This is a genomic window from Xanthobacter cornucopiae (assembly GCF_043195065.2).
Lineage (GTDB): Bacteria > Pseudomonadota > Alphaproteobacteria > Rhizobiales > Xanthobacteraceae > Xanthobacter.
In genome coordinates, this window is sequence record NZ_CM195531.1 from 2,797,194 (window position 1) to 2,821,712 (window position 24,519).

Sequence of the window (24,519 nt, forward strand, 5' to 3'; positions counted from 1 at the left end):
CGCCGGAAGCGGCGGCGGCGGCGATTCCGGCCGCGGGGAAGATCACATGCCCGTCAGGGGCGTGAAAGGCGGCAAGGTGGCGCTCTCGATCGGCGACGCCCCGCCGCCGTCGGGCGGCATCGAGCTCCCCGACACACGGACCCGTCTGACGTTGGGACAGGAGTAAGCAACTCCGCGCGCAGGACGCCCGGCGCCCCTGTCGCGCCCTTTGCGGGCGTAGCTTGATCACCTACAAACGATAGGTAGTTTTCCGCTGTTCCAACACTGGAGCGGGTCCATGATCTTGGCTCGGAAAGCATCCCTCACCTGGTCCGACAGCGGCGTCGCGGGCATCCAGACCTGCCAGACCTGGACGGGGGCTGAAGGCGATGGCGGCTGCCTCGCGCGACTCGAGGCCGGCGCGCGCTTTCCCCGGCACGCCCATCACGGGTGGGCGCAGATCCTCGTCCTGGAGGGCGCCATTCGCTTCGACGATGGGGTGACGCGCGCCGGAGACATGCTGCAGGTGCAGGGCAGCGACGCGCACGAAGCCCTGGCGCTGGAAGGAACGCTGCTGTTCGTCGCCCATCGTGGCGGCATCGACTTCGTGGACGGACCATCGTGACGGCGCCGCCGAAGCCCCACCCTCCCCTCACCCGGGAAGCGATCCTGGGCGCCTCCATCCGCTTGTTCCAGCAGCGCGGCTTCAGCGGGCTGGCATGCGCCAGATCGCGGAATGCCTCCAGATCAAGGCGCCCAGTCTCTACCACCACTTCCCCTCGACGGAGACGCTGGCGCAGCAGGCCTTCGGACACTAGCGCCAGGACCAGACCGCGCGCCTGCGCGTGATGGACGCGCTGGACGACCTGACCGCGCGGCTGAACGCCCATGCGGCGCTTTTTGCCGAGATGCTGGGGGATGGAACCCGGCCCTGCCTGTACCTGGTCATGATGCGGGAGCCGGCGTTTCAGGACTCCGGTGGCGCCGCCGAATTGAAACGGTGTGTGGACCAGAACATCGATTGGCTGGAACAGACCCTGCTCATGGTCAGGGGCAAACGAGACAGGACGCGGGCCTGTCCGAGCGCGATCTGGCCGAGCAGATCTTTGCCTCCTTTGAAGGCCTGGTGGCGCTCTCGCTTTCCGACCCCGAGCCCATGGCCTCGTTTCGGAAGCGCTCCGAGAAGGCCATCCGGCTCCTGACGGCGGCGCCGGGCCTCCCGGGTCCGGGAGCCTGAGACGGATACATTCCAGCCGGCGCGTCCGGGGCCGCCCCGGACGCGCCGACCTAGCGCCGCTTGCAGCGGGGCGGCACGCCGTACACCTTCTTGAACGCCACGGCGAAATTGGAGGGGTCGTTGTAGCCCGCCGCATAGGCGGCCTGGGCGATGGTGACGCCATCCCGCTCCAGCGCCTCGCAGGCCTGGGCAAGGCGCGCGCGGCGGATGAAGTCGAACACCGTCATCCGGAAATGCTCCTTGAAGTGCCGCTGCACCGAGGACACGCTGGCCCCCACCGCGCGAGCAATCTCCTCGATGGTGAGCGCGCGGTCGAGATGCTCCACCACATAGTCGCGCACCCGCTCGCTCTGCCGCCGGCTGGCAAGAACCGGGCGGCGCTCCTCCTCGGCCTCGGCCAGGGCAAGGCCGGCCACGCACATGATGTCGAGCGCGCGCGAATTGCAATGCAGCGTGCGCAGTTCCCCGGCGAGCGAGGGCGGCGGCGACAGGATCTGCTCGGCGAGCTGGCGCACATGGCCGCTCGCGGCAAAGGTGAAACTGGCGAGGTGCTCGGCCAGGAATGGCCGCAGCGCGGAGGCCTGCGGCCCCTGGGTTCGCATCAGCCACTCCATCCACGGGTGCGGCGCCGAGATCATCACCTTGCGCAGTGGAATGCGGCTGTCGTTGACGAAGCGCAGCCGCGCGAACCGCGCCACGTTGAGCATGAACACCAGCGGCCGCGCGGTCTCCCCTGCTCCGGCGTCGATCCGGAACGCGCTGTCGTCGATGACGAAGTGCTGCGCCCCCTGCAGCAGCACCATGACGACGAACTTCGGCCAGATGTCATACACGCTTTCCGCGCATGCGCAGGCCGGCACGCCTTCCATCGTGCCCACGAACAGATGCTGCGGTATCTCCCGTTTCAATGTCCTACCTTGGAATTTGTAATAATCAAAAGAACGCCTCTTGCCCACCTTCGCCGTTTGCGCAGAACTATTTGCCGTTTGCGCCCGCCCTTCGCCAATCGACGCCTTTAATACTAAATCTTATACATGAGGCAGTTCGTCAAGGCGTGCCGCCGCGCCGCGCGCCGCCCATTGCATTTCAAGGACATGGCCAATGGTGCTTCCTCCTTTTGCCTCGCCCCGCGTTCGTCCCGCGTTCCGCGCCGCCCTTCTGTGCGCGGTGAGCGTCGCCGCCATCGGCCTTGCCCACGCCGAAGAGGCGAAGCCCGACGCGATCCCGCTCGACACCCTCCAGGTGCAGGGCCGGCAGGAGCGCGGCGACGGGCCGGTGGACGGCTACGTGGCCCGCCAGTCGCTCGCCGGCACCAAGACCGACACGCCCATCGCCGAAACGCCGCAGTCCATCTCGGTGGTGGGCCAGCAGCAGATGCAGGACCAGCAGGTCGAATCCGTCGCCGAGGCCCTGCGCTACACGCCCGGCGTGTTTTCCGAGTATCGCGGTGCCTCCAACGTGCGTGACGAAGTGTTCGTGCGCGGCTTCAGCTATGTGCCGCGCTATCTCGACGGCATGCTGGTGGGCGGCGACCAGGATTACGCGAAGGTCTATCCCTACCTGCTCGAGCGGGTGGAGTTGATCGCCGGCCCGTCCTCGGTTCTCTATGGGCAGATCAATCCCGGCGGCCTCATCAACATGGTGAGCAAGAAGCCCACCTTCTCCGCCCTGCGCGAGGTGGAGCTGACCCTCGGCACCAACAACATGTTCCAGGGCTCGTTCGACTTCGCCGACAAGATCGTCGGCAGCGACACTCTGGCCTTTCGCGTGGTGGGCACCGGCCTGTCCACCGATCTCCAGGAAGACTTCGCCAAGCAGCAGGCCATCGCCATCGCCCCCTCGCTGTCGTGGCGGCCCAGCGACGACACCCTGCTCACCATCCTCGCCGGCTACGAATATGAGCCGGACTTCGGCTATCGCAACTTCCTCGACGCCGCCGGCACGGTCGAGCCCATCGCCGGCTACGGCTTCGTGCCGCGCTCCTTCTTCGTTTCCGACCCCAATTTCGAGACCGAGAAGCGCACCCAGGCCTGGCTCGGCTACGAGTTCGAGCACCACTTCAACACCGCCCTCACCGTGCGCCAGAAGCTGCGCTACTATTGGGTGGACATGGAGCAGAAGACCTTAGTGTGGGGCTGGACCAGCGCCACGCCGGGCACCGGCGCCTACACCACCGTGCATCGCACCGCCAGCGGCGGCACCGACACCTGGGGCACCCTCACCAACGACAACCAGGCCGAGTTGAAGTTCGACACCGGCCCGGCCGCCCACACCGTGCTCGCCGGCCTCGACTACCGCTACCGCAAGCGCGACTATCAGTGGGGCTACAATTGGAGCGACGTGCCCACCATCAACCTGGTGTTCCCCGTCTACGGCTACGACTTCTCCGGCCTGGTGCTCAACCCGTCGTCGGACCAGGACCTGTCCGCCTCCCAGCTCGGCGCCTATCTGCAGGACCAGGTGTCCATCGGCGACCTGCGCCTCATCGCCGGCCTGCGCCAGGACTTCGCCCAGACCTCCATCGTCGACGCGGTGGGCGGCACCAACCTGCGCACGTCGGATTCCGCCTTCACCTATCGCGTGGGCGCCCTCTACACCTTCGCCAACGGCATCGCGCCCTATGCCAGCTACGCCACCTCGTTCGAGCCCGCGCTCTACGAGCCGCCGGCCGGCGAGGGTCCGTTCAAGCCCACCACCGCCGAGCAGGTGGAAGTAGGCGTGAAATACGCCCCGGAAGGCACCCGCACCCTTCTGACCGCCGCCTATTACGACATCCGGCAACAGAACCAGGTGCAGAGCATCTACAATCCGCTGATCGGCTCCTATGTGTATCAACAGATCGGCGCGGTGCATAACCGCGGCGTCGAGCTGTCCGCCCACACCGAAATCAACAAGAACTTGTCGGTGATCGCCAGCTATTCCTACATCAACTCCACCATCACCGAGACCGGGGACACGTCCCAGCTCGACAAGACTCCGGCCCGCATTCCCGCCAACATGGCTTCGCTATGGGCCAAATACGCCTTTGACGAGGGCATGGCGAAGGGCCTCGAGCTGGGCGGCGGCATCCGCTACATCGGCGAGAGCTGGGGCAACAATGCCAACACGTTCGAGGTGCCGGCCTACACGTTCTACGACGCCATGCTGAAATATGATCTCGGTGCGGCCGACCGGCGCCTCGCGGGAGCCGCGCTGCAGGTCAACGCCAAGAACATCGCCGACACCACCTATGTGGCGTCCTGCGCCAATGCCTATGCCTGCTTCTACGGCGAGGGGCGCTCGGTGACCGCCTCGCTGAAGTATACGTGGTGACCGCTCCCGCCCGCCGCTCCCCCCGCTCCCTCGCCCTGCTGCTGGCGGGGGGGCTCCTTGCCCCGTGTCCCGCCATGGCCGAACCGCCGCCCGCCGCGAACACCCCTGCGCTTGCTCCCCTCATCGACGCCGGCGGCGCGCGACCGCTCGCCGGCCTCGCCGAAGGCGGCAGTCTGCGCCTGCCCCTCGCCGGGGCTGAGGGCGACTACCTGCGCGGGGAACTGGCGGTCTCGCGCGGGCGCTGGCGGCTCGATCTCGTCGCGGCTGACGGCCGGCACCTGCGCCGCCTCGCCGCCGACGTGGCGACCGTGGCCAGCTTCCAATTCATCCTGGCCGCCCCCGGCGACACCCTGGTGGCGACGGCGCTCGCGGCCGACGCGCTCGCCACGCTCACCCTGTCCGCCCGCGTGCCGCGCGCCGCCCAGCGGCCCCCGGCCGAGCCGCCGCTCAGCCCGGCCATCGCCGCGCTCGCCGCGCGGCTGGCCCAAGGGGAGACCACCGAGGCCTTCTGGGCCGAGGTGGGGCGCGCCGGCACGCCCCTGGTGGAGTCAGCGCCGGACGGGCAGCGCCTGCTGACCTTCCTGGCGCGCGGCGCGCGCGCCAACGTGCGCCTGTTCGGCGCTCCCTCCGGCGATCACGACTGGCTGGCCCGGCTGGGCGACAGCGACGTCTGGTTCAAGAGCTTCCTGGTGCCCGCCGATACCCGCCTGTCCTACCAGCTGGCGCCTGACGTGCCCGAGCTGCCCGGCACGCCGCGGGAGCGCCGTGCCGCCCTGCTCGCCACCGCCCGGGCCGACCCGCTGAACCGCGCGCCCTGGCCGGCCGTGGCGCCCGATGCCTACAATCAGGACTCCACCGTGACCCTGCCGGATGCCCCTGCGCAACCCGGCCTTGCCGCCACCGGCGCCCCGAGCGGCCACCTCGCCACCTTTCCTTTCGCCAGCCCGCGGCTCGGCAATGTCCGCGACATCACGATCTACCGGCCCGCCGGCTTCGACCCGCGCGACCGGCGCAACGCGCTGCTGGTGGTGTTCGATGTCCGAGCCTATCTCACCAAGGTGCCGACCCCGGCCATCCTCGACGCGCTGATCGCCGAGGGCCGCCTGCCGCCGGTGCTGGCGGTGTTCGTCTCCGAGATCGACCCGGCGACGCGCGCCCGCGAGCTGCCCGGCCATCCCGGCTTCGCCGACATGCTGGCCGACGAGCTGCTGCCGCGCATCCGCGCCGAAACCGGAGCCGACATTCCGGCCGCACGCACCATTCTCGCCGGCTCCAGCTATGGGGGACTGGCGGCGGTGACGGCGGCGCTGCGCCGCCCCGAGCGGTTCGCCAATGCCATCGCCTTGTCCGGCTCGTTCTGGTGGCATCCCCCGGACGCGCCCGCCGATGCCCCCGAGCATGTGGCCGACCGCGTGGCGCGGGAGCCGGCGCGCAAGCTGCGGCTCCACCTCAGCGCCGGCCTGTTCGAACGCGCTCATGGCGACAGCGCCGGCATCCTCGACACCTCCCGCCACCTGCGCGACGTGCTGCGGGCCAAGGGCTATGACGTGAGCTACCGCGAATATGCCGGCGGCCATGACTATCTGGTCTGGCGCGGCGCGCTGGCCGATGCCCTCCTCGCCCTGGCCCCGCGCCTGGACAGCCCCTGAGCCCGGAACCCGGTTGCGCGCTCAGTGCAGGCCGAATTCGCGCAGCAGGGCCTCGCGATAGCGGATGAAATGCGCCTCGCTGCGATCCCGCGGGCGCGGCAGGTCGATGTCGATGAGCTGCGGCGCCCGGCTCTTGTCCTTGGGCAGCACCAGCACCCGGTCGGCCAGGTAGATCGCCTCTTCCAGATCGTGGGTCACCAGCACCATGGTCACGTTCTCCTCGTGCCAGATGCGGCTCAGCTCGTTCTGCATGGTGATCTTGGTCATCGCGTCGAGGGCACCGAACGGCTCGTCCAGCAGCAGGATTTCCGGCTGCACCGCCAGCGCCCGGGCAATGCCCACGCGCTGCGCCATGCCGCCCGATAATTGCCGGGGAAAGGCCTCGGCGAAATCCGAGAGCCCCACCAGCGACAGGTAGCGGCGGGCCTCCGCTTCCGCCGCGCGCCGGGCGAGGCCGCGCATCTCCAGGCCGAACGCCACGTTGCGCAAGACGCTCTCCCAGGGCAGCAGGCGCGGCTCCTGGAAGATCATGGCGCGCTCGGCGCCGACCCCGTGGACCCGCCGGCCGCTCACGCGGACATCGCCCGCATCGGCCGTCTCCAGGCCGGCGAGGATGCGCAGCAGCGTGGTCTTGCCCGATCCGCTGGCGCCGACGATCACCAGGCTCTCGCCGGAGCGGATGTGCACGCTCAGATCCCGCACCACCGGCAGGTCGCGCCCCGCGATCACGAACGACTTGGACAGATCGCGGATGGAGACCTCTCCGCGGAAGGCGGCGCTCGGCTCGCTCATGGCTGGCCTCAGTCCTTCGGCTGCGCCGCGTCGGGCTGGAAGATGATGTCCGCCGGCTTGATCTTTCCGGCCGGGATGGTCCCCTCGCGAGAGAGCACGTCCACCCAGAAGGCGACGTCGCGCTCGGTCGCCCTGGCCCCGGGCTGCAGGCCGAAGCCCAGCCAGAACTTGGCGAGCTCGGGGTTCTCGCCGCGCTTTTCCAGGATCTTGGCCACCTCCTTGCGCGCGTCCTCCGGATTCTCGCGCGACCAGTCGGCGGCCCGCGCCGCCTGCTGGACGAAATTGCGCGCCGCCACCGGATGGGCTTTGGCGAAGTCGCGGCGGAACACGACGAAGCCGCCCGCCAGCTCGCCCAGCACGTCGGTGTCGCTGAAGACCGCCCGCACGCCGCCGTTGGCCACCAATTGACCGGCGAAGGTGGCCTGCCAATAGCCGAGGCCGGCGGCGTCCACCTGCCTGGCGCGCAAGGTCTGCTCCAGCTGCGGGCCGGGCACCACCACCAGCTTCGCGGCATTCTGCGGCAGACCATTCTTGTGGAACGCCTCGCGGACCGTGTAATCGAGATGGGCGCCGAGGGTATTGACCGAGATGGTCTTGCCCTTCAGGTCGGCGATGGTCTTGATGGGACTGTCCTCGAGCACGAAGAAGACGCTCTCGTTGCCCTTGACGATACCGTTGGAGGGATAGGCGATGAGAAAATCATTGCCATTGGCGATGGAGTTCAGCACCGCCGACGTCGCCGCCGAGGCAAGATCCAGGCTGCCGCCGGCGAGGCCGAACAGCGTCTCCGGCCCGCCGCTCGCGAACCCCTTGTTCTCCAGCTTGATGCCGAAAGGCTCGTAATAGCCCAGCGCGAAGGCGAGATCGTGCGGGCTGACGCTGCCCCGGTTCGGCATGAAGCGGAAGGTGAAGGGGTCGGACGCCGGCTCGGCGCGGCTGGGCGCGACCGCCGCCGTCAGAACGCTGGCGGCGACGAGCGCGGCGGCGCCGATCTTGAGAAACGAGAAGTCCATGGCTGGCAGTGCCCTTCTGGCAAAATTGAGCGAAGACGCGAAACAAAGATCGGGTCAGCTGGACGCCACGCTCCATCGGCACAACCGCCGCTGCAGGCTGACGATGGCGTAATTGGCGAGAAGACCCAGCACCGCGAGCATGAAGATGGCGGAGAACATCAGCGGGATCTGGAAATTGAACTGCGCGTTCATCACCTGAAAGCCCAGACCCTGGTTCGCGCCGATCATTTCCGAAGCGATCAGCATCAGCAGCGCCATGGTGGCCGACAACCTGAGGCCGACGAAAATGGACGGCAGGGCGCCCGGCAGCACCACACGGGTGAACACGGCCAGCCGCGAGGCCCCGTACACGCGGGCCATCTCGATCAGCTTCGGCTCGACTTCCTTCACCCCGCCGATGGTGCTCAGCAGCAGCGGAAAGCTGGTGGCCCAGAAGATCACGAACACCTTGGAGAGCTCGCCCAGCCCCAGCAGCAAGATGAACACCGGATAGAGCGCCAGCGCCGAGGTCTGGCGGAACAGCTGCAGGATCGGGTCGAGCGCCCGCTCCACCGCCCGGATCTGCCCCATGAACAGGCCGAGCGGAATGGACACCGCCACCGCGGCGGCGAAGGCCAGCCCCGAGCGCTGCAGGCTGATGCCGAGGTCGGCCGCCAGCGTGCCCTTGGTGAGGCCCCGCCAGAACGCGGAGGCAATCACGTCGAGAGGCGGAAAGACCGAGGGGTTGACCCAGCGCAGGGTGCTCGCCACGTGCCACAGGAGCAGGAAGGAGAGCAGCAGCCCGTAGCGCGCGAGGAACCGGCCGACCGCCTGCGGCGCGGCGCGGCGCAGGCTCGCGCCGAACGCCTTCTCCCGCCGGTCGAGGCCGATGGGCAAGGTGGCATCCAGGTTCTGCAGGCTCATGCCGATATATCCCTCTCGCGAGCGCCTCACGGGTTGATGAGCGCGATGCTACAGGCTCCGGAAATAGTGTCAATTAAATCGATGGAATTTATAAATTACGGTGATGACCGGGATTTTCCACCCCTGCCTGCGGACATACGCCGGCCCGGATCGAAGCCGCCCTGGAATCCCGATCCCATGACGCGGACGTCGGGGCATCCCACGGAGCCCCGACGTCTGATCGCGTGACGCCACCGGCGCGCGCGCTATTCCGCCGCCGCGCGGCGGGCGGCGAGGCTGTTGGCGGGGCGCTTCAGGCCCAGGTTCTCGCGCAGGGTCGCGCCCTCGTATTCGGTGCGGAACAGGCCGCGCCGGCGCAGCTCCGGCAGGACCAGCTCGACGAAATCGGTGAAGCCGGCGGGCACCAGGGGCGCCATGATGTTGAAGCCGTCCGCCCCATAGGCCTCGAAGCGCTCCTGCAGCAAGTCGGCGATCTCCGTGGGCGTGCCCACCACCTGCCAATGCCCGCGGGCGCCGGCGATGCGCAGATAGAGCTGGCGGATGGTGAGATTCTCCCGCCGCGCCAGCTCGCTCACCAGGGCTTGGCGGCTGCGCCCGCCCTGGGTGGCGGGCAGCTCCGGCAGCGGCCCGTCAAGCGGATAACCTGAAAGGTCGAAGCCGCCGGTGTGATTGGAGAGCAGCTCGAGGCCCACTTCCGGGCTGATGAGGTTTTGCAGCGCCTCGAACTTGTCCTGCGCCTCCTCGCGGCTGCGCCCCACCACCGGGAACACGCCGGGCAGGATCTTCAAATCGTCCGGCGCGCGGCCGTACTTGGCGAGCCGCCCCTTCACGTCCGCATAGAAGGCCGCCGCCTCCGCGGTCGTCTGCTGGGCGGTAAAGATCACCTCGGCGGTGCGCGCCGCCAGCTCCTTGCCGGGCTCGGAAGAGCCGGCCTGCACGATCACCGGCCGGCCCTGGGGCGTGCGCGGCACGTTGAGTGGCCCCTGCACCTTGAAATGCCGGCCGCTGTGATTGAGCACATGCAGCTTCTCGGGGTCGAAATAGCGTCCGCTCTCCCGGTCGCGCACGAAGGCGTCGTCCTCGAAACTGTCCCACAGGCCGGTCACCACGTCGGCGAACTCCTCGGCGCGCTCATAGCGCTGAGCATGGGGCACGGGGGCTTCGTGGCCGAAATTGAGCGCGACATCCGGCTCGTTGGAGGTCACGAGGTTCCAGCCCGCGCGCCCCTGGCTGAGGTGGTCGAGGGACGCGAACTGGCGGGCGAGGTTGTAGGGGTCGGAAAAGGTGGTGGAGGCGGTGGCCACCAGGCCGATGCGGGAGGTGAAGGCGGCCAGATGCGACAGCAGCGTCAGCGGCTCGAACACCGATACGCCGCTATGGGCCTTGCGGCTCGCCGCCTCCGGATGCTTCAGCCGCACGCCGACCCCGTCGGCGAGGAAGAAGGCGTCGAACTTGGCGGCCTCCGCCAGCCGCGCGAACTCGATGTAATGGCGGATCTCGTCGCCCGCCCAGGCCTGCGGGTGGCGCCAGGCGGCGACGTGATGGCCGGTGAAGTAATGGAAGGCGCCGAGCTTGAGCTGTCCGTTGCGCGTGGTCATGGCGTGTTCCGCTGGAGGGAGTCCGAATTGAGGGCGAATCGGCGGCGGGCCGGCCCGGCGGTCAGGCCGGGGCGTCGAGCACGCCGAGATAGGTGCGGCCGATGAGATCGTGGGTGGCGTTCTCGTTCGGCGGATGGAACGGGCCCGAGCGCACGTCGCGATAGAGCCGTTCCAGCTCGTTCTTGCGGTAGAGCGAGGAGGCGCCGGCGATGCGGGTGGCGAGGTCCACCACCCGCCGCGCCCCGTCCACCGCATGTTGCTTGGCCGCCAGCAGCTTGGCCGGCCAGGCTGCGCCGTGGTCCGCCCCCTCCACCCATTCGTGGGTGATGCGGTCGAGCAGCGCCCAGATGGAATCGAGCTCGATGGCCGCCTGGGACACCAGGAGCTGGGTATGGGGATGGTGGGCCAGCGCCTTGCCGCCCAGCGCCGAGGAGGTGCGGCCCTGGGCGCTCGCCACCGCGAGGTCGAAGGCGCGCCGGGCGATGCCGTAATAGACCGCCGCGATGGGCGGAATGGCCGACGAGAAGATGCCGTCGATGAAGGGATCGGCGGGCGGACCCGCCGGCAGCACCCGGGTGACGAACGGCGCCTCGGCGACGGCGCCCTCCAGCAGCGTGTCGTCGCTGCGGGTGGCACGCACGCCCAGGGTGTCCCAGGTTTCCAGGGTGCGGTGGCCGCCATCGGCGCGGCGGATGAAGGCATGGACGATCTTGGGGTGGTCCGGGTCCGACGCATCGCGGGCGTGGATGCCCAGCCAGTCCCACACCGGCGCCAGGGAGGTGAACACCTTGCGCCCGGTGAAGCGGTAGGAGCCGTCCGGCTGCGGCTCGGCCGCCACGGCAGAATAGGCAAGGCCAAGGTCGTTGCCGATCTCGCCATGGCCGGCGGCGAAGATGCGGCCCGCCAGCGCCTCCTCCAGGATCCAGTCGGCGGAATGGTCGCCGCGCCGCCACAGATAGGCGGCGGCGCCGGTCCAGTAGAGGTGCATGTTGATGCCGAGCGCGGTGGCCGGCGCCCGATAGGCGAGGCGCGCCTGCTCGCGCACCACCTGCGGCAGCAGCCGGCCGAGCCCCCCCAGCTCCGAGGGCACCGCCAGGGTGAGATAGGAGATGGCCCGCAGGTCCTCCAGGTCTTCGTGGAAGAAGCGGTTCTCCCGGTCGTAGCCATCGGCGCGGGCGCCGAGGCGCTCCAGCAGGTCGTCGGACAGGATGCTGTCGGCGGCGCGCGCGACGTCGCCGCCGAGCCGCACCGGGGTCACATGACGGACGGTTTCGTTCATGGCGTGCTCAACCTCTTGGCGTATCGCTCGGGCGGACGCTGCTTGGGGGGGGCGGCGGAATGGCCGCGGGTCCATGTGATTTAACATGATAATTTTTATTGAATTAATCAAGAATGTCATTAGGTTTTTTCCCGGCATTCGCCGCACCCGAGAAACCCGACCTCCCAACCAGCGAGCATGGGCATGGCCAGCGCATCTTCCCCCGACACGGACAGCGATTTCGCGTGCGACGTGCTCATCCTCGGCGGCGGACCGGCCGGCACCTGGGCGGCCTATGCGGCGGCGCGCGCCGGCGCGCGGGTGGTGCTGGCCGACAAGGGCTTCTGCGGCACCTCCGGCGCCACCGCCCCCTCCGGCACCTCGGTGTGGCATGTGCCGCCCGAGCCGGCCCGGCGCCACGCCGCCATCGTCAGCCGCGAGGCCCTGGGCGGATATCTCGCCGACCGCGCCTGGTCGGCCCGGGTGCTGGACGACACCCACGACGCGCTCGATCACCTGGGCGAGCGCGGCTACCCCTTTCCGCTGGACGAGGCCGGCGTCCCCATCCGCGTCTCCCTCCAGGGGCCGGAATACATGCGTCTCATGCGCAAGCTGGTGAAGGGCGCCGGCGTGCGCATTCTCGACCACAGCCCGGCGCTGGAACTGCTGGTGGACGAGGCCGGCGGCGTCGCCGGCGCGCGCGGCATCCATCGCCAGCGGGGCGACCTCTGGAGCGCGCGGGCCGGCGCGGTGGTGATCGCCACCGGCGGCTGCGCCTTCCTGTCCCGCGCCCTCGGCTGCACCGCCCTGACCGGCGACGGCCACCTGATGGCGGCGGAGGCGGGAGCCGACCTCTCCGGCATGGAATTCTCCAACGCCTATGCCATCGCCGCCGCCTTCTCCTCGGTCACCAAGACGCTGTTCTACAAATGGGCGACCTTCACCGATCCATCCGGCGCGGTCATCCCCGACGCCGCCTCCCAGGGCGGGCGCTCGGTCATCGCGCGCCACCTGCAGCAGGGGCCGGTCTATGCCCAGCTCGACCGCGCCGACGCCGCCATGCGCGCCCACATGCGCTTGGCCCAGCCCAATTTCTTCCTGCCGTTCGACCGCATGGGCATCGACCCGTTCACCCAGCGCTTCCCGGTGACGCTGCATCTGGAAGGCACGGTGCGCGGCACCGGCGGCCTGCGCATCGTCGACGACGCCTGCGCCACCGGCGTGCCCGGCCTCTATGCGGCGGGCGACGCCGCCACCCGGGAGCTGATCTGCGGCGGCTTCACCGGCGGCGGCAGCCACAATGCGGCCTGGGCCATCTCCTCCGGCCGCTGGGCCGGCGCGGCCGCCGCCGATTACGGTCGCCGCGCCCGCCCGGCCGGCGGTACGCCGCGGGGCGCCGGCACCGTGGGGCTGCGCTTCGGTGGCGGGCGCCCCTTCGACCCGGCGACGGCCGCCGCCACCGTCATCGGCGAGGTCCACCCCTTTGATCGCAACTACTTCCGCACCGAGACCGGCCTTGCCGACGCCCTCGACCGGCTGGACCGGCAGTGGACCGCGCTGCGCGCCAGCGGCCCGGCCAGCAGCGGCGACCTGCTGCGCGCCCGCGAGGCGGCGGCCATGACCGCCGTCGCCCGCTGGATGTACCGCAGCGCCCTGGCGCGCGGCGAGAGCCGGGGCATGCACCGGCGCCTGGACGCGCCGCGCCTCGACGCCGGCCAGCGCCACTATCTCACCGCCGCCGGCCTCGACGAAGTGAGGGTCACCCCCCGTCCCGCCCCGGCCTTGCCGGACGACGTGCGCCTGGAGGTGGCGGCATGATCGAGCTGCTCAGCCCCAGCCGCTGCACCGCCTGCAACATCTGCGTCACCGCCTGCCCCACCAATGTGTTCGAGGCGGTGGCCGGAGGCATTCCGCGCATTGCCCGCCAGGCGGATTGCCAGACCTGCTTCATGTGCGAGCTCTACTGCCCGGAGGACGCGCTTTACGTCGCGCCCACGGCGAGCGGACCGCAGGGCGCGCGGGAGGCGGACCCCGCGGTCGCCGGCGCCCTCGGCAGCTATCGCGCCGCCATCGGCTGGACCCGGACCACCGCCGCCAACCGCAACGTGGACACCATGCACCGGGTGCTGAAAGGCGGCTGACCCGGTACCCCGCCGATGGCGCCCCCGCCCCATCGGTACCCCGCCGCGCCGGGACGATGTTCAGACCGCCTTCGCCATCCGCGTGACTCCGCTTGGCTTAGCCCCGTTATTCACTCAGCCTCGCTGTACTTGGTCCCGCTCCACTTGGTCCCGCTCTACCTGGCTCCGCTCTACCTGGCTCCGCTCGATTTGGCTCCGCGCGTCCGGTCACGCGCCTTGCCCCTCAGCCGGGTCCTTGAGCCTCGCCCCTCAGCCTCGCCCGTCACAGCCGCGCCCCTGGCACCGCCGGATGGCGACGCCATTTCAGAAGAGGCCGGAAGCGGCCGCGCACGAAACCACAACCGCGGTTCTGGGTGCGGGCTCTTCACGCCGCGATCGACACCCGGCAATGTTCACTGCGCCTGCGGCACCCCGCGTTTCTCACTCTGAGGTTTCTCACTCTGAGGTTTCTCACTCTGAGGTTTTCATGGCTCGTCCCCGTCGCCTGCACCTGGGCGCCTTCATGCGTCCGGTCAGCATCCACACCGGCGCCTGGCGCTATCCCGGTGCCTTTGCCGATGCCAATTTCAACTTCGCCCACCTGAAGCGCTTCATCAGGACCCTGGAGCGCGGCAAGTTCGACGCCTTCTTCATGGCCGATCACCTGGCGGTGCTGAACATGCCCATCGAGGCGCTGAAGCGCAGCCACACGGTGACCTCGTTCGAGCCCTTCACCCTGCTGGCGGCGCTGGCGGGGGCCACCGAGCGCATCGGCCTCATCGCCACCGCCTCCACCACCTTCGATGAGCCGTTCCACGTGGCCCGGCGCTTCGCCTCCCTCGACCACATTTCCGGCGGGCGCGCGGGATGGAACATCGTCACCACCTCCAATCCCGATGCGGCGCTGAATTTCGGCCTGGAGCACCATGTGGCCCATGCCGAGCGCTATGCCCGGGCGCGCGAGTTCCATGACGTGGTGACCGGCCTGTGGGACAGCTTCGCCGACGACGCCTTCATCCGCGACCCGGAGAGCGGCATCTTTTTCGATCCCGCGAAGATGCATGTGCTGGCGCACAAGGGCGAGCACCTGTCGGTGCGCGGCCCGCTCAACATCGCCCGGCCGGTGCAGGGCTGGCCGGTGATCGTGCAGGCGGGAGCCTCGGACGCCGGGCGCCAGCTGGCCGCCGAAACCGCGGAAATGGTGTTCACCGCCGTCAACAGCCTGGAGGCCGGCCGCGCCTTCTATGCCGACGTGAAGGGCCGCATGGCCGCCGCCGGCCGCCACCGCGACCACATGAAGATTCTGCCCGGGGCGCTGGTGGTGGTGGGCGACAGCGGCGACGAAGCCCGCGACATCCGCGCCCGGCTCGATGCACTGGTGCATTCGGACAGCGCCATCGCCGCCCTGTCCATCGCCCTCGGGGTGGATGCCTCCGGCTTCGACCCCGACGGACCGCTGCCGGAGATTCCGCAGACCAATGCCAGCAAGAGCGGACGCGCCCGCGCCATCGCCACCGCCCAGGCCGAGAACCTCACGGTGCGCCAGCTGGCCCAGCGGCTCGGCGGCTATGGCGGCCTCTCCTTCGTGGGCACCGCCGCCACCATCGCCGACGAAATGGAGGAGTGGCTGACGCAGGAGGGCTCGGACGGGTTCAACGTCATGTTCCCGTTCCTGCCGGGCGGGCTCGACGCGGTGGTGGAAAAGCTGGTGCCGGAGCTGCAGCGGCGTGGCCTGTTCCGGCAGGACTACGAAGGCACCACCCTGCGCGACCACCTCGGCCTGCCGCGCCCCGCCAATCGCTTCTTCCCCGCCGACTGACCCGGCCGTGCGACGGCCTCACGCCCCGGCGGCGATGCCCGCGCGGCGGCCGGGCGCCGCCGCCGCGTGCCGGCTCTCCGGGCGCGGCAGGCCGAGCCGGGCGCGCAGCGTGCCCGGCGCATAGTCGGTCTTGTAGAGCCCCCGCGCTTGCAGGATCGGCACCACGCCATCCACGAATTCGTCGAGGCCGCCGGGCAGGTAGGGCACCATGATGTTGAAGCCGTCGGCCGCCCGCGCGGTGAACCACGCCTCCAGCGTGTCGGCCACCCGCGCCGGCGTTCCCACCACCACCAGATGGCCGCGGCCGGCCGCCACCACCCGCGCCAGCTCGCGCACGGTAAGCTTCTCGGCGCGGGCGAAATCCACCAGCAGCCGAGTGCGGCTCTTCATGGCATCGGAGGGCGGCAGCTCGGGCAGCGGCTGGTCAAGCGGCAGGCCGGACACGTCGTGCCCCAGGAAGAAGGACAGCAGCGGCAGCGCCTGGTCCATGTCCACCAGGCTCTGGAGATCGGCGAAGCGCGCCTGCGCCTGCGCATCCGTGGCGCCGAGGATGGGCAGCACCCCGGGGAACACCAGGGCCTGGTCGGGATCGCGCCCGGCCTGCGCCACCCGCGCCTTGAAGGCGCGATAGAAGCCCTGCGCCTCCTCCAGGTCGTTCTGGGCGGCGAACACGATGTCGGCGACCTGCGCCGCCAGCGCCTGCCCGGCGTCGGACGCGCCCGCCAGCACCAGCAGCGGATGGCCCTGCGGCGGCCGGGCGAGGCTGAGCGGCCCGCGCACCGAGAAATGCGCGCCCTCATGGTTGAGATCGTGCAGCTTGGTCTTGTCGAAATAGATTCCGCTGTGCTTGTCACGCACGAAGGCGTCGTCGTCGAAGCTGTCCCACAGGCCCTTCGCCACCTCCACGAACTCGGCGGCGCGAACATAGCGCGAGCCGTGGTCGAGATGGGCCGCGCGGCTGAAGCTGGCGGCCACCTCCGCCGACAGGGTGGTGACGATGTTCCAGGCGGCGCGCCCACCGCTCAGATGGTCGAGGGAGGCGAGCTGGCGGGCGAGGTTGAACGGCTCGGTGTAGGTGGTGGAGGCGGTGGCCACGAGGCCGATGTCGGCGGTGACCGGGCTCAGGGCGCTGAGCAGCGTCAACGGCTCCAGCCGCGCCGCCGCCGAGGGCGAAGCGCCGCGCGAGCTGGTGGGCGTGTCGGGCAGGAAGAACAGGTCGAACTTGCCGCGCTCGGCCGTCTGCGCGGTCTCGCGCATCAGCGCGAAGTCCTCGCCACCGGAGCGCGCCTGCGGATGACGCCAGCCGGCGAGGTGGTAGCCGGCATGGAGGACGAACAGCCCGAGCCGGATCTGGCGGGCGCTGCCGATATCGCTCATGGTGACGCCCTTCCGCTCAGTTCCGGTAGGAGGTGTCGCGCGCGTCCAGCTCGCGCACGAAGGCCTCCCAGTTGCGGGTGGTGTAGCTGCCGCCGGAGGCCCGCTCATAGGTCTGCGCGGCCTGGACGAGGGCGGCTTCCGCCGGCACCACCAGCGGCACGCCGCCGGCCAGGGCGGCGACCTGGATGGCGCAGGCGCGCTCCAGGAAATAGAGCTCCTGCAACGCCTCGCCGACGCTGCGGCCGGCGGTCAAGAGGCCATGGTTGCGCAGCACCAGCACCCGCTTGTCACCCAGGTCGCGCACCAGGCGGGCCTGTTCGTCCAGGTTCAGCGCGAACCCCTCATAGTCATGATAGGCCACGCGCTGGTAATAGCGGGCCGCATGCTGGGAGATCATCAGCAAGCCGTCGCGCTGGGCCGACACCGCCGCGCCGGTGGTGGTGTGGGTGTGCAGCACCGCCTTGATGTCCGGGCGGGCACCGTGGATGGCGCTGTGAATCACGTATCCGGCCTGGTTGTGGCCACGCCCGGTGGCATCCAGCAGCACGGTGCCGGCAAGGTCCACCTTCACCAGGTTGGAGGCCGTGACCTCGCCGAAGGTGAGGCCGAAAGCGTTGATGAGGAAGTGCTCGTCCCGCCCCGGCACGCGGGCGGAGAAGTGGGTGTAGATGTGGTCGGTCCACCCCCACAGGGCGGCAAGGCGATAGCAGGCGGCCAGCTCCTGCCGGGTCTGCCACTCCTCGGCGCTCACCTGATCGCGAACGGGGCGGGCCTCCTGGGCCTTGATGACTGCGCTCATGAACGTGGTCCTCGGTGTCTGGATCAATTCAGGCGGCCTCCCGCGCGGCGGCGTAACCCCGCGCCCGGGCCAGGGCCGCGCTCCGGAGCCGGCGCGCGGGCGGCGGTGTCAGTCAGTCCGGCGCGCGGGTGGCGGCGGTCTCCACGTGCAGCTCGGTGAACAGGCGTTCCTTGATGGCGTTGAACGCCGGCGAGACGCGGTTGCGCGGGCGCGGCAGGGGATTGTCCACCACCGTCCGGATCCGCCCCGGATCGGCATCGAGCACGACGATGCGGTCGGACAGATAGGTGGCTTCCTCGATGTCGTGGCTCACCAGCACCATGGTGATGCCGGAGCGCTGCCACAGCCGCTCCAGCTCCAGCTGCAGCGAAATGCGGTTGAAGGCATCGAGGGCGCTGAACGGCTCGTCCAGCAGCAGCAGGCGCGGCTGTCCGGCCAGGGTCCGGGCGATGGAGGCGCGCTGCGCCATGCCGCCCGAGAGCTGGCTGGGAAACAGGTCGGCAGCATGGCCCAGCCCCACCCGCTCCAGCAGGTCGGCGATGCGGGCGGCGAGCGCCTCCCGTCCGAGGCCGGCGTGGAACGCACCCAGGGCCACGTTCTGGCGCACCGTGAGCCAGGGAAACAGCCGGTGTTCCTGGAACAGCATGCCCCGCGACAGGTCCGGGCCGCGCACCTCCGCCTCGCCGACCCGGATCGAGCCGTCGTAATCACCGTCGAGGCCGGCCACCAGCCGCAGGATGGTGGACTTGCCGCAGCCGCTCGGGCCGATGAGCGTGACGAAGGCGCCGGCGGCGACATCGAGGTCGATGCCCCGCAGCACCGGGCGGCGGCCGCCCCTGGCCGCATAGGATTTGTCGAGCCCGCCGATGCGCAGCGGCAGGCCCAGGGAGGCGGAAGGCGCAGGAGCCGGTTCCATCACCCCTCACACCTTCGCCGTGCGGCGCCAGCGCATCGCGTGATGCTCCAGCTGCGCGAGGACGCCATATTCCAGAAGACCCATCACCGCCGCGAACCCCAGCGTCCAGGCGATCACGCCGGCCACGTTCTGAGCGCCGAACTCGCTGTTGAGCTGATAGCCGATGCCGCTCGACAGGCCGAACAGCTCCACCAGCACCACCACTTTCCAGGCCAGCGACAAACCCAGCCGTGCGCCGCCCAGCAGCGCCGGCATGAGGCTGGGCAGCCACAGGCATCTCAGCCGCGTCCACAGCGGCAGGCGCAGCATGGCCGCCACCTCCAGCAGCTCCGCATCCACCGCCCGCACGCCCTGCAGGATGTTGAGCACCAGCGCCGGGGCAATGGACAGCGCCACCGCCACCGCCGCGCCGGTCAACCCGATGCCGAACCAGATGACGCACAGCAGCGCCCACACCAGCCCCGGCACCGTCAGCCCCACGATGATGGCGGGCTCCAGGAACTGCGCCACCGCGCGCGTGCGCCCCATGGCGATGCCGGCGGCCACCGCCGCCACGAAGGCCAGGGCGAAGCCGGTCGCCACCCGCAGCAGCGTCACCGCCATCTCGCCGAAGAAATGGCCGTTCCGGAAGATCCGACCCAGTTCCTTGCCGATCTCGGCCAAATGGGGCACCAGCGGGCTGCGCAGGCTCACCGCCATCGCCTCCCAGGCCCCGGCGGTGAGGGCGAGCAGCAGCAGCGGCAGGGCCACCGGCGCGATGCGGCGCAGGGGCACGCCGGCCGCGGCGGCGCGCCAGCCGCGCCGGGCCGCCGGGCGCTCCGCCGGCGGTGCGAGAGCGGCCGCGGATGAGGCGTCCACGCTCATGACACGCCCGGCAGAACCGTATAGAGCGGCGCGGCCGGACGGGCGTCGAGGGTGCCATACTTCAGGGCCAGGTCGATCTGCTGCCCGATGTTGGCGAACACCGCCGCATTCCACTCCACCGGCGTCACCCGGCCGATGCGCTCGGGCAGCAGGGCGATGGCGGCGGTCTCGTCCTCGCGCAGGCCGAGGGCGCCATAAAGCTCCGGCTGCTTCAGGATCGAGGGGTCCTTGCGCAGTTCGCGGTTGATGTGGAGATAGGCCTTCGCCACCTGCGCCGCCACCTGCGGATTGGCGTCGAGCCAGGACTTCCGCGCCGCCCAGCCCACCAGGAACAGCGGCTCGGTGTTGCCGGTGGCGGCGTTCCACAAATCCTCCACGCGGGCGATCTCCCGGGCGCCCTTGGCCACGAGGCGCGTGGAATTGGGCTCGATGGCCAGGATGGCATCCACATCGCCGCGCTCGAACAGGGCGAGGCTGGCGAGGCCGGGGCTGTGGCTGACCTGGAAATCCTTGCGCAGGTTCAGCCCATGCAGCGCCAGCGCGACTTCCGCCTGGCGGAAGGTGTCGGTGTTCACCGGCACGGTGGCGATGCGCTTGCCCTTGAGGTCCCCGATGGACCGCACGCCGCTGCCGGCCGGCACGATGAAGCTGCCGTGATTGAGGCTGAGCGGCGCGAACAGGGTCACATCCGCCCCCTTCAGCTGGGCCTCGGCGATGCCGAGGGCGCCATAGCCGCCGACATTGAGGGCGCCGGACAAAAGCTGCAGCTGCATCTGCCCAGGCGCGGTGCCGACCCAGGAGATGTCGAGCCCCGACAGGTCCACGAGATCGCCCTTCATCAGCACCGGATAGATGGCGGAGGTGCTGCCCTTGTTGGGCGCCATCAGGTTGATGGGAAAGGGTTTGGCGGCAGCGGCGCCGGCCGCCGTCTCGGCATGGGCGGCAGATGCCCCGCGCAGCAGCGCGCCGCCGCCGAGGGCGCCGAGCCCAAGGCTCGCGAGCCCGGCCCGCAGCACCGCGCGCCGGTGCAGTCCATGGGTCGATCGGTCATGCGTCGGCATCGTCAGGTCCTCGAGCGGAAGTCGGAAGCGGGGAGCGGGCGGGGACCGGCGGGCCCTCAGGCCTCGCCGAGGGCGTGCAGCACCTGGCGATGGATGGCGAACAGGGCCGGATCTTCGGGATCGCGCGGGTGGGGAATGTCCACGTCCATCACCGCGGCGAAGCCGCTCGGCTGGCCGTTGAGCACGAAGATGCGATCAGCGAGCAGGGCCGCTTCCAGCATGTTGTGGGTCACCAGCACGCCGGTGGGCCGCTGGCCCTCGGCCTCCGCCCACAGGTTCTGCAGCAGCAGCCGCAGCCGCCGCGCGGTCAGCTCGTCGAGGGCGCTGAACGGCTCGTCGAGCAACAGGATGTCCGGCGCCACGGCGAATGCGCGGGCGATGGCCACCCGCTGGCGCTGGCCACCGGAGAGGAACTGGGGATAGGCCCGCGCCTGGTCCGCCAGCCCGACCTTGCGCAGCAGCGCCCGCACCACCTCGCGCGGATCGCCCGGCGGCCGGCGCCCCTCGCGCTCGAACACCAGCGCCACGTTTTCCTCGGCGGTGAGCCAGTCCACCAGGCGCGGTTGCTGGAACACCATGGCGAGCTTGCTGTCGCTGGCGCCGCCGCGGAAATCGATGCGGCCAGCGTCCGGCGTGTCGAGCCCGGCGATCAGGTTCAAAAGCGTGGACTTGCCGCAGCCCGAGGGCCCCACCAGCGCCACCAGCTGGCCGGCCTCGATGCGCATGTCGAGCGCGTCGAAGATGACCGCCGGCGGCCGCCCCCCGCGCGACGCATAGGCCTTGCCGAGCCCCTCGATGACGATGTCGCTACTCATAGGCCGACTTCTTCCAATGATTGGCGCGCTTCTCCATCGGCCGGAAGATGAGGTACTCGACCATCATCATCGCCAGCCAGAACGCCAGGGTCCAGGCGATCACGCCTTCCACGCTCTGCAACGAGAACTGGGCGTTCAACTGGTAGCCGACGCCATTGGCCATGCCGAAGATCTCCACCAGCACGATCACCTTCCAGGCGATGGAAAAGCCCACCCGCGCCCCCGAGATGGTGGAGGCATAGAGCAGCGGCAGCCAGATGCGGCGCAGCACCGTGATGCGCTTCAGCTTGAACACCCGCGCCATCTCGACGATGTCCGCCGACAGCGAGCGCACCCCCTGCTGAACCGTGATGACCATGGACGGCAGCACGCCCAGGGCCACCGCGATCACCGGCGAGACCAGGCTGACGCCGAACCAGATGACGCACAGCAGCGCCCACACCAGCCCCGGCACCGTGAGACCGAGGATGACCCCGGGCTCGAAGAATCGCTCCGCCGTGCGCGAGACGGCGGAGGCAATGCCGATGGGGAAGGCCACCACCACCGCCAGCAGGAAGCCGAGCCCCATGCGGTAGAAGGTGACCCAGATCTCGCGGAAGGCCTTGCCGCTCTCGCAGATCACCACGAACTCGCGCAGCACCGCCGAAAGGTCCGGCACCAGCGGCGAGCGCAGCCACAGCGCCATCGCCTCCCACGCCACCGCCAGCAGCACGAACGAGGCCACGAACGGCAGCACCTCCGAAAGCCGCAGCCGGGGCGTCGGCAGCCGCCAGGATCGCCCGACGGTGGGCGCCGGGCCCGCCCGGAGCTCGCCTTTCGCCGCGTCGGCCTTGTCGAGTAGGGACATGTCTTCTCTTTCGCGTGCGCCGCCCGCGGCCTCAGACCTGGACGTAGATCTTGCCGGCGGGCACCTGCTTGATCAGGCCCAGCCGCGCCGCCACCTCAAGCTGGGTGTCGAGGCTCTTGAACACCTCGGCGTCCCAGGCGGTGGCGTAGGAGTCGCGGGCCCGCTGCGGCAGCAGGGCGAGCGCCTCGGTCTCCTCCGGCTTGATGCCGATCTCGCGGGCGACATCCACCAGCAGCTTCGGATTCTCGCGGATGGCGCCGTTGACGCGCTTGAACAAGGTGGCGACCTTGGCCGCCGTTTCCTTGTTGCCCTCCACCCAGCTGCGGCTGGCGGCAAGGCCCACCAGGATCGGCGTGCCCTTGATGCCGGTGCCCTGCTCCCACATGTCGGCCACGCGCGCGAGGTCGCGCCCGCCCCGGGCCACCAGCCGGGTGGCGGTGGGCTCGAGCGTCAGGATCGCTTCCACGTCGCCGCGCTCGAACAAGGCCAGATTGGCCAGCGGCGAGCCGAACACCACCTTCAGGTCGGCGAAGTCCAGGCCGGCGAGGGAGGCGGCGATCCGCGCCTGCTGGTAGGTCTCGCTGGTTTCCGGCGTCGAGGCCACGGTCTTGCCGGCGAGGTCGCGCACGGTCTTGTAGGGGCTGTCGCCGCGCACCACCCAGCGGGTGTTGTTGTTCAGCGCCGGGCCGAACAGCACGATGTCGCCGCCCTTGTTGATGACATTGGCGAGCCCCACCGCGCCATAGACGCCCACGTCGAGCGCGCCAGCGGTGAGCTGGGTCTGCATCTTGCCGGGATCGCCGACGATCCAGTCCAGATTCAGCCCCAACTCTTCGGCAAGACCGAGCCGCGTCACCAGCGGTTGCCAGACCGAGCCGGCGCTGCCCGGCGACGGGAGGGTGACGCGCACCGGCGCCGCCGTGGCCGCCTTGGCGGAGCCGACCTGCGGCAGGAGCGCGACCGAAGCCGCGCCCGCCAGGAGCTTCAGGCTCTCTCTTCTGTTCATCTTGAAACCTCCGCCCAGGGGACCGGACTGAAAAGCACAGGCGGCGGCGATCGGCGCCGCCGCCGCCGCACACGAGCGCGATTACTGGACGATGGCGCGATACAGCACGCGACGACCGTCGCCATAGTCGCCCACGCCGCGATGCTGTACGATGCGGTTATCCCAGATCACCACCGCGCCCTCCTGCCAGGCCACCCGCGCCTGGACATCCGGCGACTTCACATAGTCGAACAGAATCTGCAGCAGATGGTCGCTGACGGTGCGCGGCACACCCAGGATGCGCTGGGTATACAGCTCGCTGACGAAGATCTGCTTGCGGCCGGTGTCGGGATGCACGCGGATCACCGGCGCCTCGATGGCCGGATACTTGGCGCGCTGGGCCGCCAGCGCCTGCGGGTCCTGATAGGCCAGGGTCAGGAAGCCCTGGGTCTCCACGTCGTGGACCGCCGTCAGGCTCTCGAGGTAGCGGGCGAGCAGCGGGTCGAGCAGGTCATGGGCCGCCACCGCGTTGGAAAACAGCGTGTCGCCGCCGGCGGGGGGCGCCGCCTTGCCGAACAAGGCGGTGAATCGCGGCGGCTCGGGAACGAAGGCCTGATCGATGTGCCAGATCAGGTTCATGCGGGTCTTCTTGACCGCGGAATCGATGGTGTTCACGTCGGCGTTTTCCGTCGCCGCCGGGGTGTAGGGCGTGCCGGAATACTTGGCATGCCCGAACAGCGCCACCAGGTGGCCGAAATCCTCCGCCGAAACCGTGCCCGGCTCGAAGTGCAGGAAGCCGTAGCGCACCAGCCGGTCATGGAGGAACTGGGCCAGCTTCTGGTCGTGCCCGGAGGCCGCGGTGATGCGCAGGCCGCGCACATGGGCGCCCACCACCGGCGAATAGGGCTCCACCACCGCCGAACCGAAGGTTTCCCGCTCGCCCCGGTAGTCGGCAATGGACAAGACCTTGGCCTGAGCGCTGTCGAGCCGCTCCTCGGGAATGTGCAGGACCTGGGAAATGCTGGTCGCAGACCCGGCGGACGCGTGCGGCTGAGCGGACATGACGGACTCCAAGGTAAGGGCCCGAAACGGCCCCCGATCGAGAGTGGCTCTGGCCAAGCCCGGCCCTGGTTCTGGCCGGGGTTCTGGCTCTGGTTTTTCTTCCCGCCCCGGAA

General features: G+C 69.9%; 22 protein-coding genes. 7 read left to right on the forward strand and 15 right to left on the reverse strand.

The genetic code is table 11. The annotated features are described in order from the left end of the window. The first annotated feature begins 277 nt into the window (after window positions 1-277). Entirely contained in the window at window positions 278-604 is a 327-nt protein-coding gene (locus V5F53_RS12305; RefSeq protein WP_393997728.1) for a cupin domain-containing protein, read from the forward strand. Between the two features lie 94 nt (window positions 605-698). Continuing rightward, on the forward strand, window positions 699-797 hold the full coding sequence (locus V5F53_RS12310; protein WP_393997729.1) for a TetR family transcriptional regulator: 99 nt from the start codon (window positions 699-701) through the stop codon (window positions 795-797). A 469-nt stretch (window positions 798-1,266) separates the two neighbouring features. On the opposite strand, the gene V5F53_RS12315 is transcribed toward V5F53_RS12310, so the two are convergent. Further along, a complete protein-coding gene (locus V5F53_RS12315) occupies window positions 1,267-2,124 on the reverse strand; it encodes a helix-turn-helix transcriptional regulator (RefSeq protein WP_393997730.1) in 858 nt (285 codons plus the stop codon). 193 nt (window positions 2,125-2,317) lie between these two features. On the opposite strand from V5F53_RS12315, the gene V5F53_RS12320 reads away from it, so the two are divergent. Further along, on the forward strand, window positions 2,318-4,528 hold the full coding sequence (locus V5F53_RS12320) for a TonB-dependent siderophore receptor (RefSeq protein WP_393997731.1): 2,211 nt from the start codon (window positions 2,318-2,320) through the stop codon (window positions 4,526-4,528). Continuing rightward, entirely contained in the window at window positions 4,525-6,177 is a 1,653-nt protein-coding gene (gene fes / locus V5F53_RS12325) for an enterochelin esterase (RefSeq protein ID WP_393997732.1), read from the forward strand. Before V5F53_RS12320 ends, fes begins: the two co-directional genes overlap by 4 nt. Before the next feature lie 21 nt (window positions 6,178-6,198). On the opposite strand, the gene V5F53_RS12330 is transcribed toward fes, so the two are convergent. From V5F53_RS12330 to V5F53_RS12350, 5 genes are all read right to left on the reverse strand, one after another. Next, window positions 6,199-6,969 (reverse strand): ABC transporter ATP-binding protein, encoded by a 771-nt coding sequence (locus V5F53_RS12330; RefSeq protein WP_393997733.1) that lies wholly within the window; start codon window positions 6,967-6,969, stop codon window positions 6,199-6,201. A gap of 8 nt (window positions 6,970-6,977) precedes the next feature. Next, window positions 6,978-7,982, reverse strand: coding sequence for an ABC transporter substrate-binding protein (locus V5F53_RS12335; protein ID WP_393997734.1), 1,005 nt, complete (start codon window positions 7,980-7,982; stop codon window positions 6,978-6,980). A 54-nt stretch (window positions 7,983-8,036) separates the two neighbouring features. Beyond that, on the reverse strand, window positions 8,037-8,885 hold the full coding sequence (locus V5F53_RS12340; protein WP_393997735.1) for an ABC transporter permease: 849 nt from the start codon (window positions 8,883-8,885) through the stop codon (window positions 8,037-8,039). A 245-nt stretch (window positions 8,886-9,130) separates the two neighbouring features. Beyond that, window positions 9,131-10,483, reverse strand: a complete 1,353-nt coding sequence (locus V5F53_RS12345; RefSeq protein WP_393997736.1) for an LLM class flavin-dependent oxidoreductase — start codon at window positions 10,481-10,483, stop codon at window positions 9,131-9,133. Window positions 10,484-10,544: 61 nt separating this feature from the next. Beyond that, window positions 10,545-11,762 carry an acyl-CoA dehydrogenase family protein gene (locus V5F53_RS12350; RefSeq protein ID WP_393997737.1) on the reverse strand — a complete coding sequence of 406 codons (1,218 nt, stop codon included), beginning with the start codon at window positions 11,760-11,762 and terminating at the stop codon, window positions 10,545-10,547. A gap of 183 nt (window positions 11,763-11,945) precedes the next feature. Here V5F53_RS12350 and V5F53_RS12355 point away from each other — a divergent pair, with 183 nt between their 5' ends. From V5F53_RS12355 to V5F53_RS12365, 3 genes are all read left to right on the forward strand, one after another. Beyond that, complete coding sequence (locus V5F53_RS12355) at window positions 11,946-13,559, forward strand: FAD-dependent oxidoreductase (protein WP_393997738.1); 1,614 nt, start codon at window positions 11,946-11,948, stop codon at window positions 13,557-13,559. After that, a complete protein-coding gene (locus V5F53_RS12360; protein WP_393997739.1) occupies window positions 13,556-13,882 on the forward strand; it encodes a 4Fe-4S binding protein in 327 nt (108 codons plus the stop codon). Before V5F53_RS12355 ends, V5F53_RS12360 begins: the two co-directional genes overlap by 4 nt. Before the next feature lie 466 nt (window positions 13,883-14,348). Continuing rightward, the gene (locus V5F53_RS12365) at window positions 14,349-15,680 is read left to right on the forward strand and encodes an LLM class flavin-dependent oxidoreductase (RefSeq protein ID WP_393997740.1); all 1,332 of its coding nucleotides are present in this window, start codon (window positions 14,349-14,351) and stop codon (window positions 15,678-15,680) included. Between the two features lie 18 nt (window positions 15,681-15,698). Here V5F53_RS12365 and V5F53_RS12370 read toward each other — a convergent pair whose 3' ends face one another. The 9 genes from V5F53_RS12370 to V5F53_RS12410 all read right to left on the reverse strand — a co-directional run bounded on the left by V5F53_RS12370 (window position 15,699) and on the right by V5F53_RS12410 (window position 24,406). Then, window positions 15,699-17,057 carry an LLM class flavin-dependent oxidoreductase gene (locus V5F53_RS12370; RefSeq protein ID WP_393997741.1) on the reverse strand — a complete coding sequence of 453 codons (1,359 nt, stop codon included), beginning with the start codon at window positions 17,055-17,057 and terminating at the stop codon, window positions 15,699-15,701. Between the two features lie 16 nt (window positions 17,058-17,073). Continuing rightward, on the reverse strand, window positions 17,074-17,856 hold the full coding sequence (locus tag V5F53_RS12375) for a class II aldolase/adducin family protein (protein ID WP_393997742.1): 783 nt from the start codon (window positions 17,854-17,856) through the stop codon (window positions 17,074-17,076). 112 nt (window positions 17,857-17,968) lie between these two features. Continuing rightward, on the reverse strand, window positions 17,969-18,772 hold the full coding sequence (locus tag V5F53_RS12380; RefSeq protein WP_393997743.1) for an ABC transporter ATP-binding protein: 804 nt from the start codon (window positions 18,770-18,772) through the stop codon (window positions 17,969-17,971). A gap of 6 nt (window positions 18,773-18,778) precedes the next feature. Then, entirely contained in the window at window positions 18,779-19,630 is an 852-nt protein-coding gene (locus V5F53_RS12385; protein WP_393997744.1) for an ABC transporter permease, read from the reverse strand. 2 nt (window positions 19,631-19,632) lie between these two features. Then, window positions 19,633-20,697: an ABC transporter substrate-binding protein gene (locus tag V5F53_RS12390; protein ID WP_393997745.1), complete on the reverse strand. Its 1,065-nt coding sequence runs from the start codon at window positions 20,695-20,697 to the stop codon at window positions 19,633-19,635. 56 nt (window positions 20,698-20,753) lie between these two features. Continuing rightward, window positions 20,754-21,512: an ABC transporter ATP-binding protein gene (locus V5F53_RS12395; protein WP_393997746.1), complete on the reverse strand. Its 759-nt coding sequence runs from the start codon at window positions 21,510-21,512 to the stop codon at window positions 20,754-20,756. Then, complete coding sequence (locus V5F53_RS12400; RefSeq protein ID WP_393997747.1) at window positions 21,505-22,359, reverse strand: ABC transporter permease; 855 nt, start codon at window positions 22,357-22,359, stop codon at window positions 21,505-21,507. Before V5F53_RS12400 ends, V5F53_RS12395 begins: the two co-directional genes overlap by 8 nt. A 31-nt stretch (window positions 22,360-22,390) precedes the next feature. Beyond that, window positions 22,391-23,365, reverse strand: a complete 975-nt coding sequence (locus tag V5F53_RS12405) for an ABC transporter substrate-binding protein (protein WP_393997748.1) — start codon at window positions 23,363-23,365, stop codon at window positions 22,391-22,393. A gap of 81 nt (window positions 23,366-23,446) precedes the next feature. Next, window positions 23,447-24,406, reverse strand: coding sequence for a TauD/TfdA dioxygenase family protein (locus tag V5F53_RS12410; protein ID WP_393997749.1), 960 nt, complete (start codon window positions 24,404-24,406; stop codon window positions 23,447-23,449). Window positions 24,407-24,519: the final 113 nt, after the last annotated feature.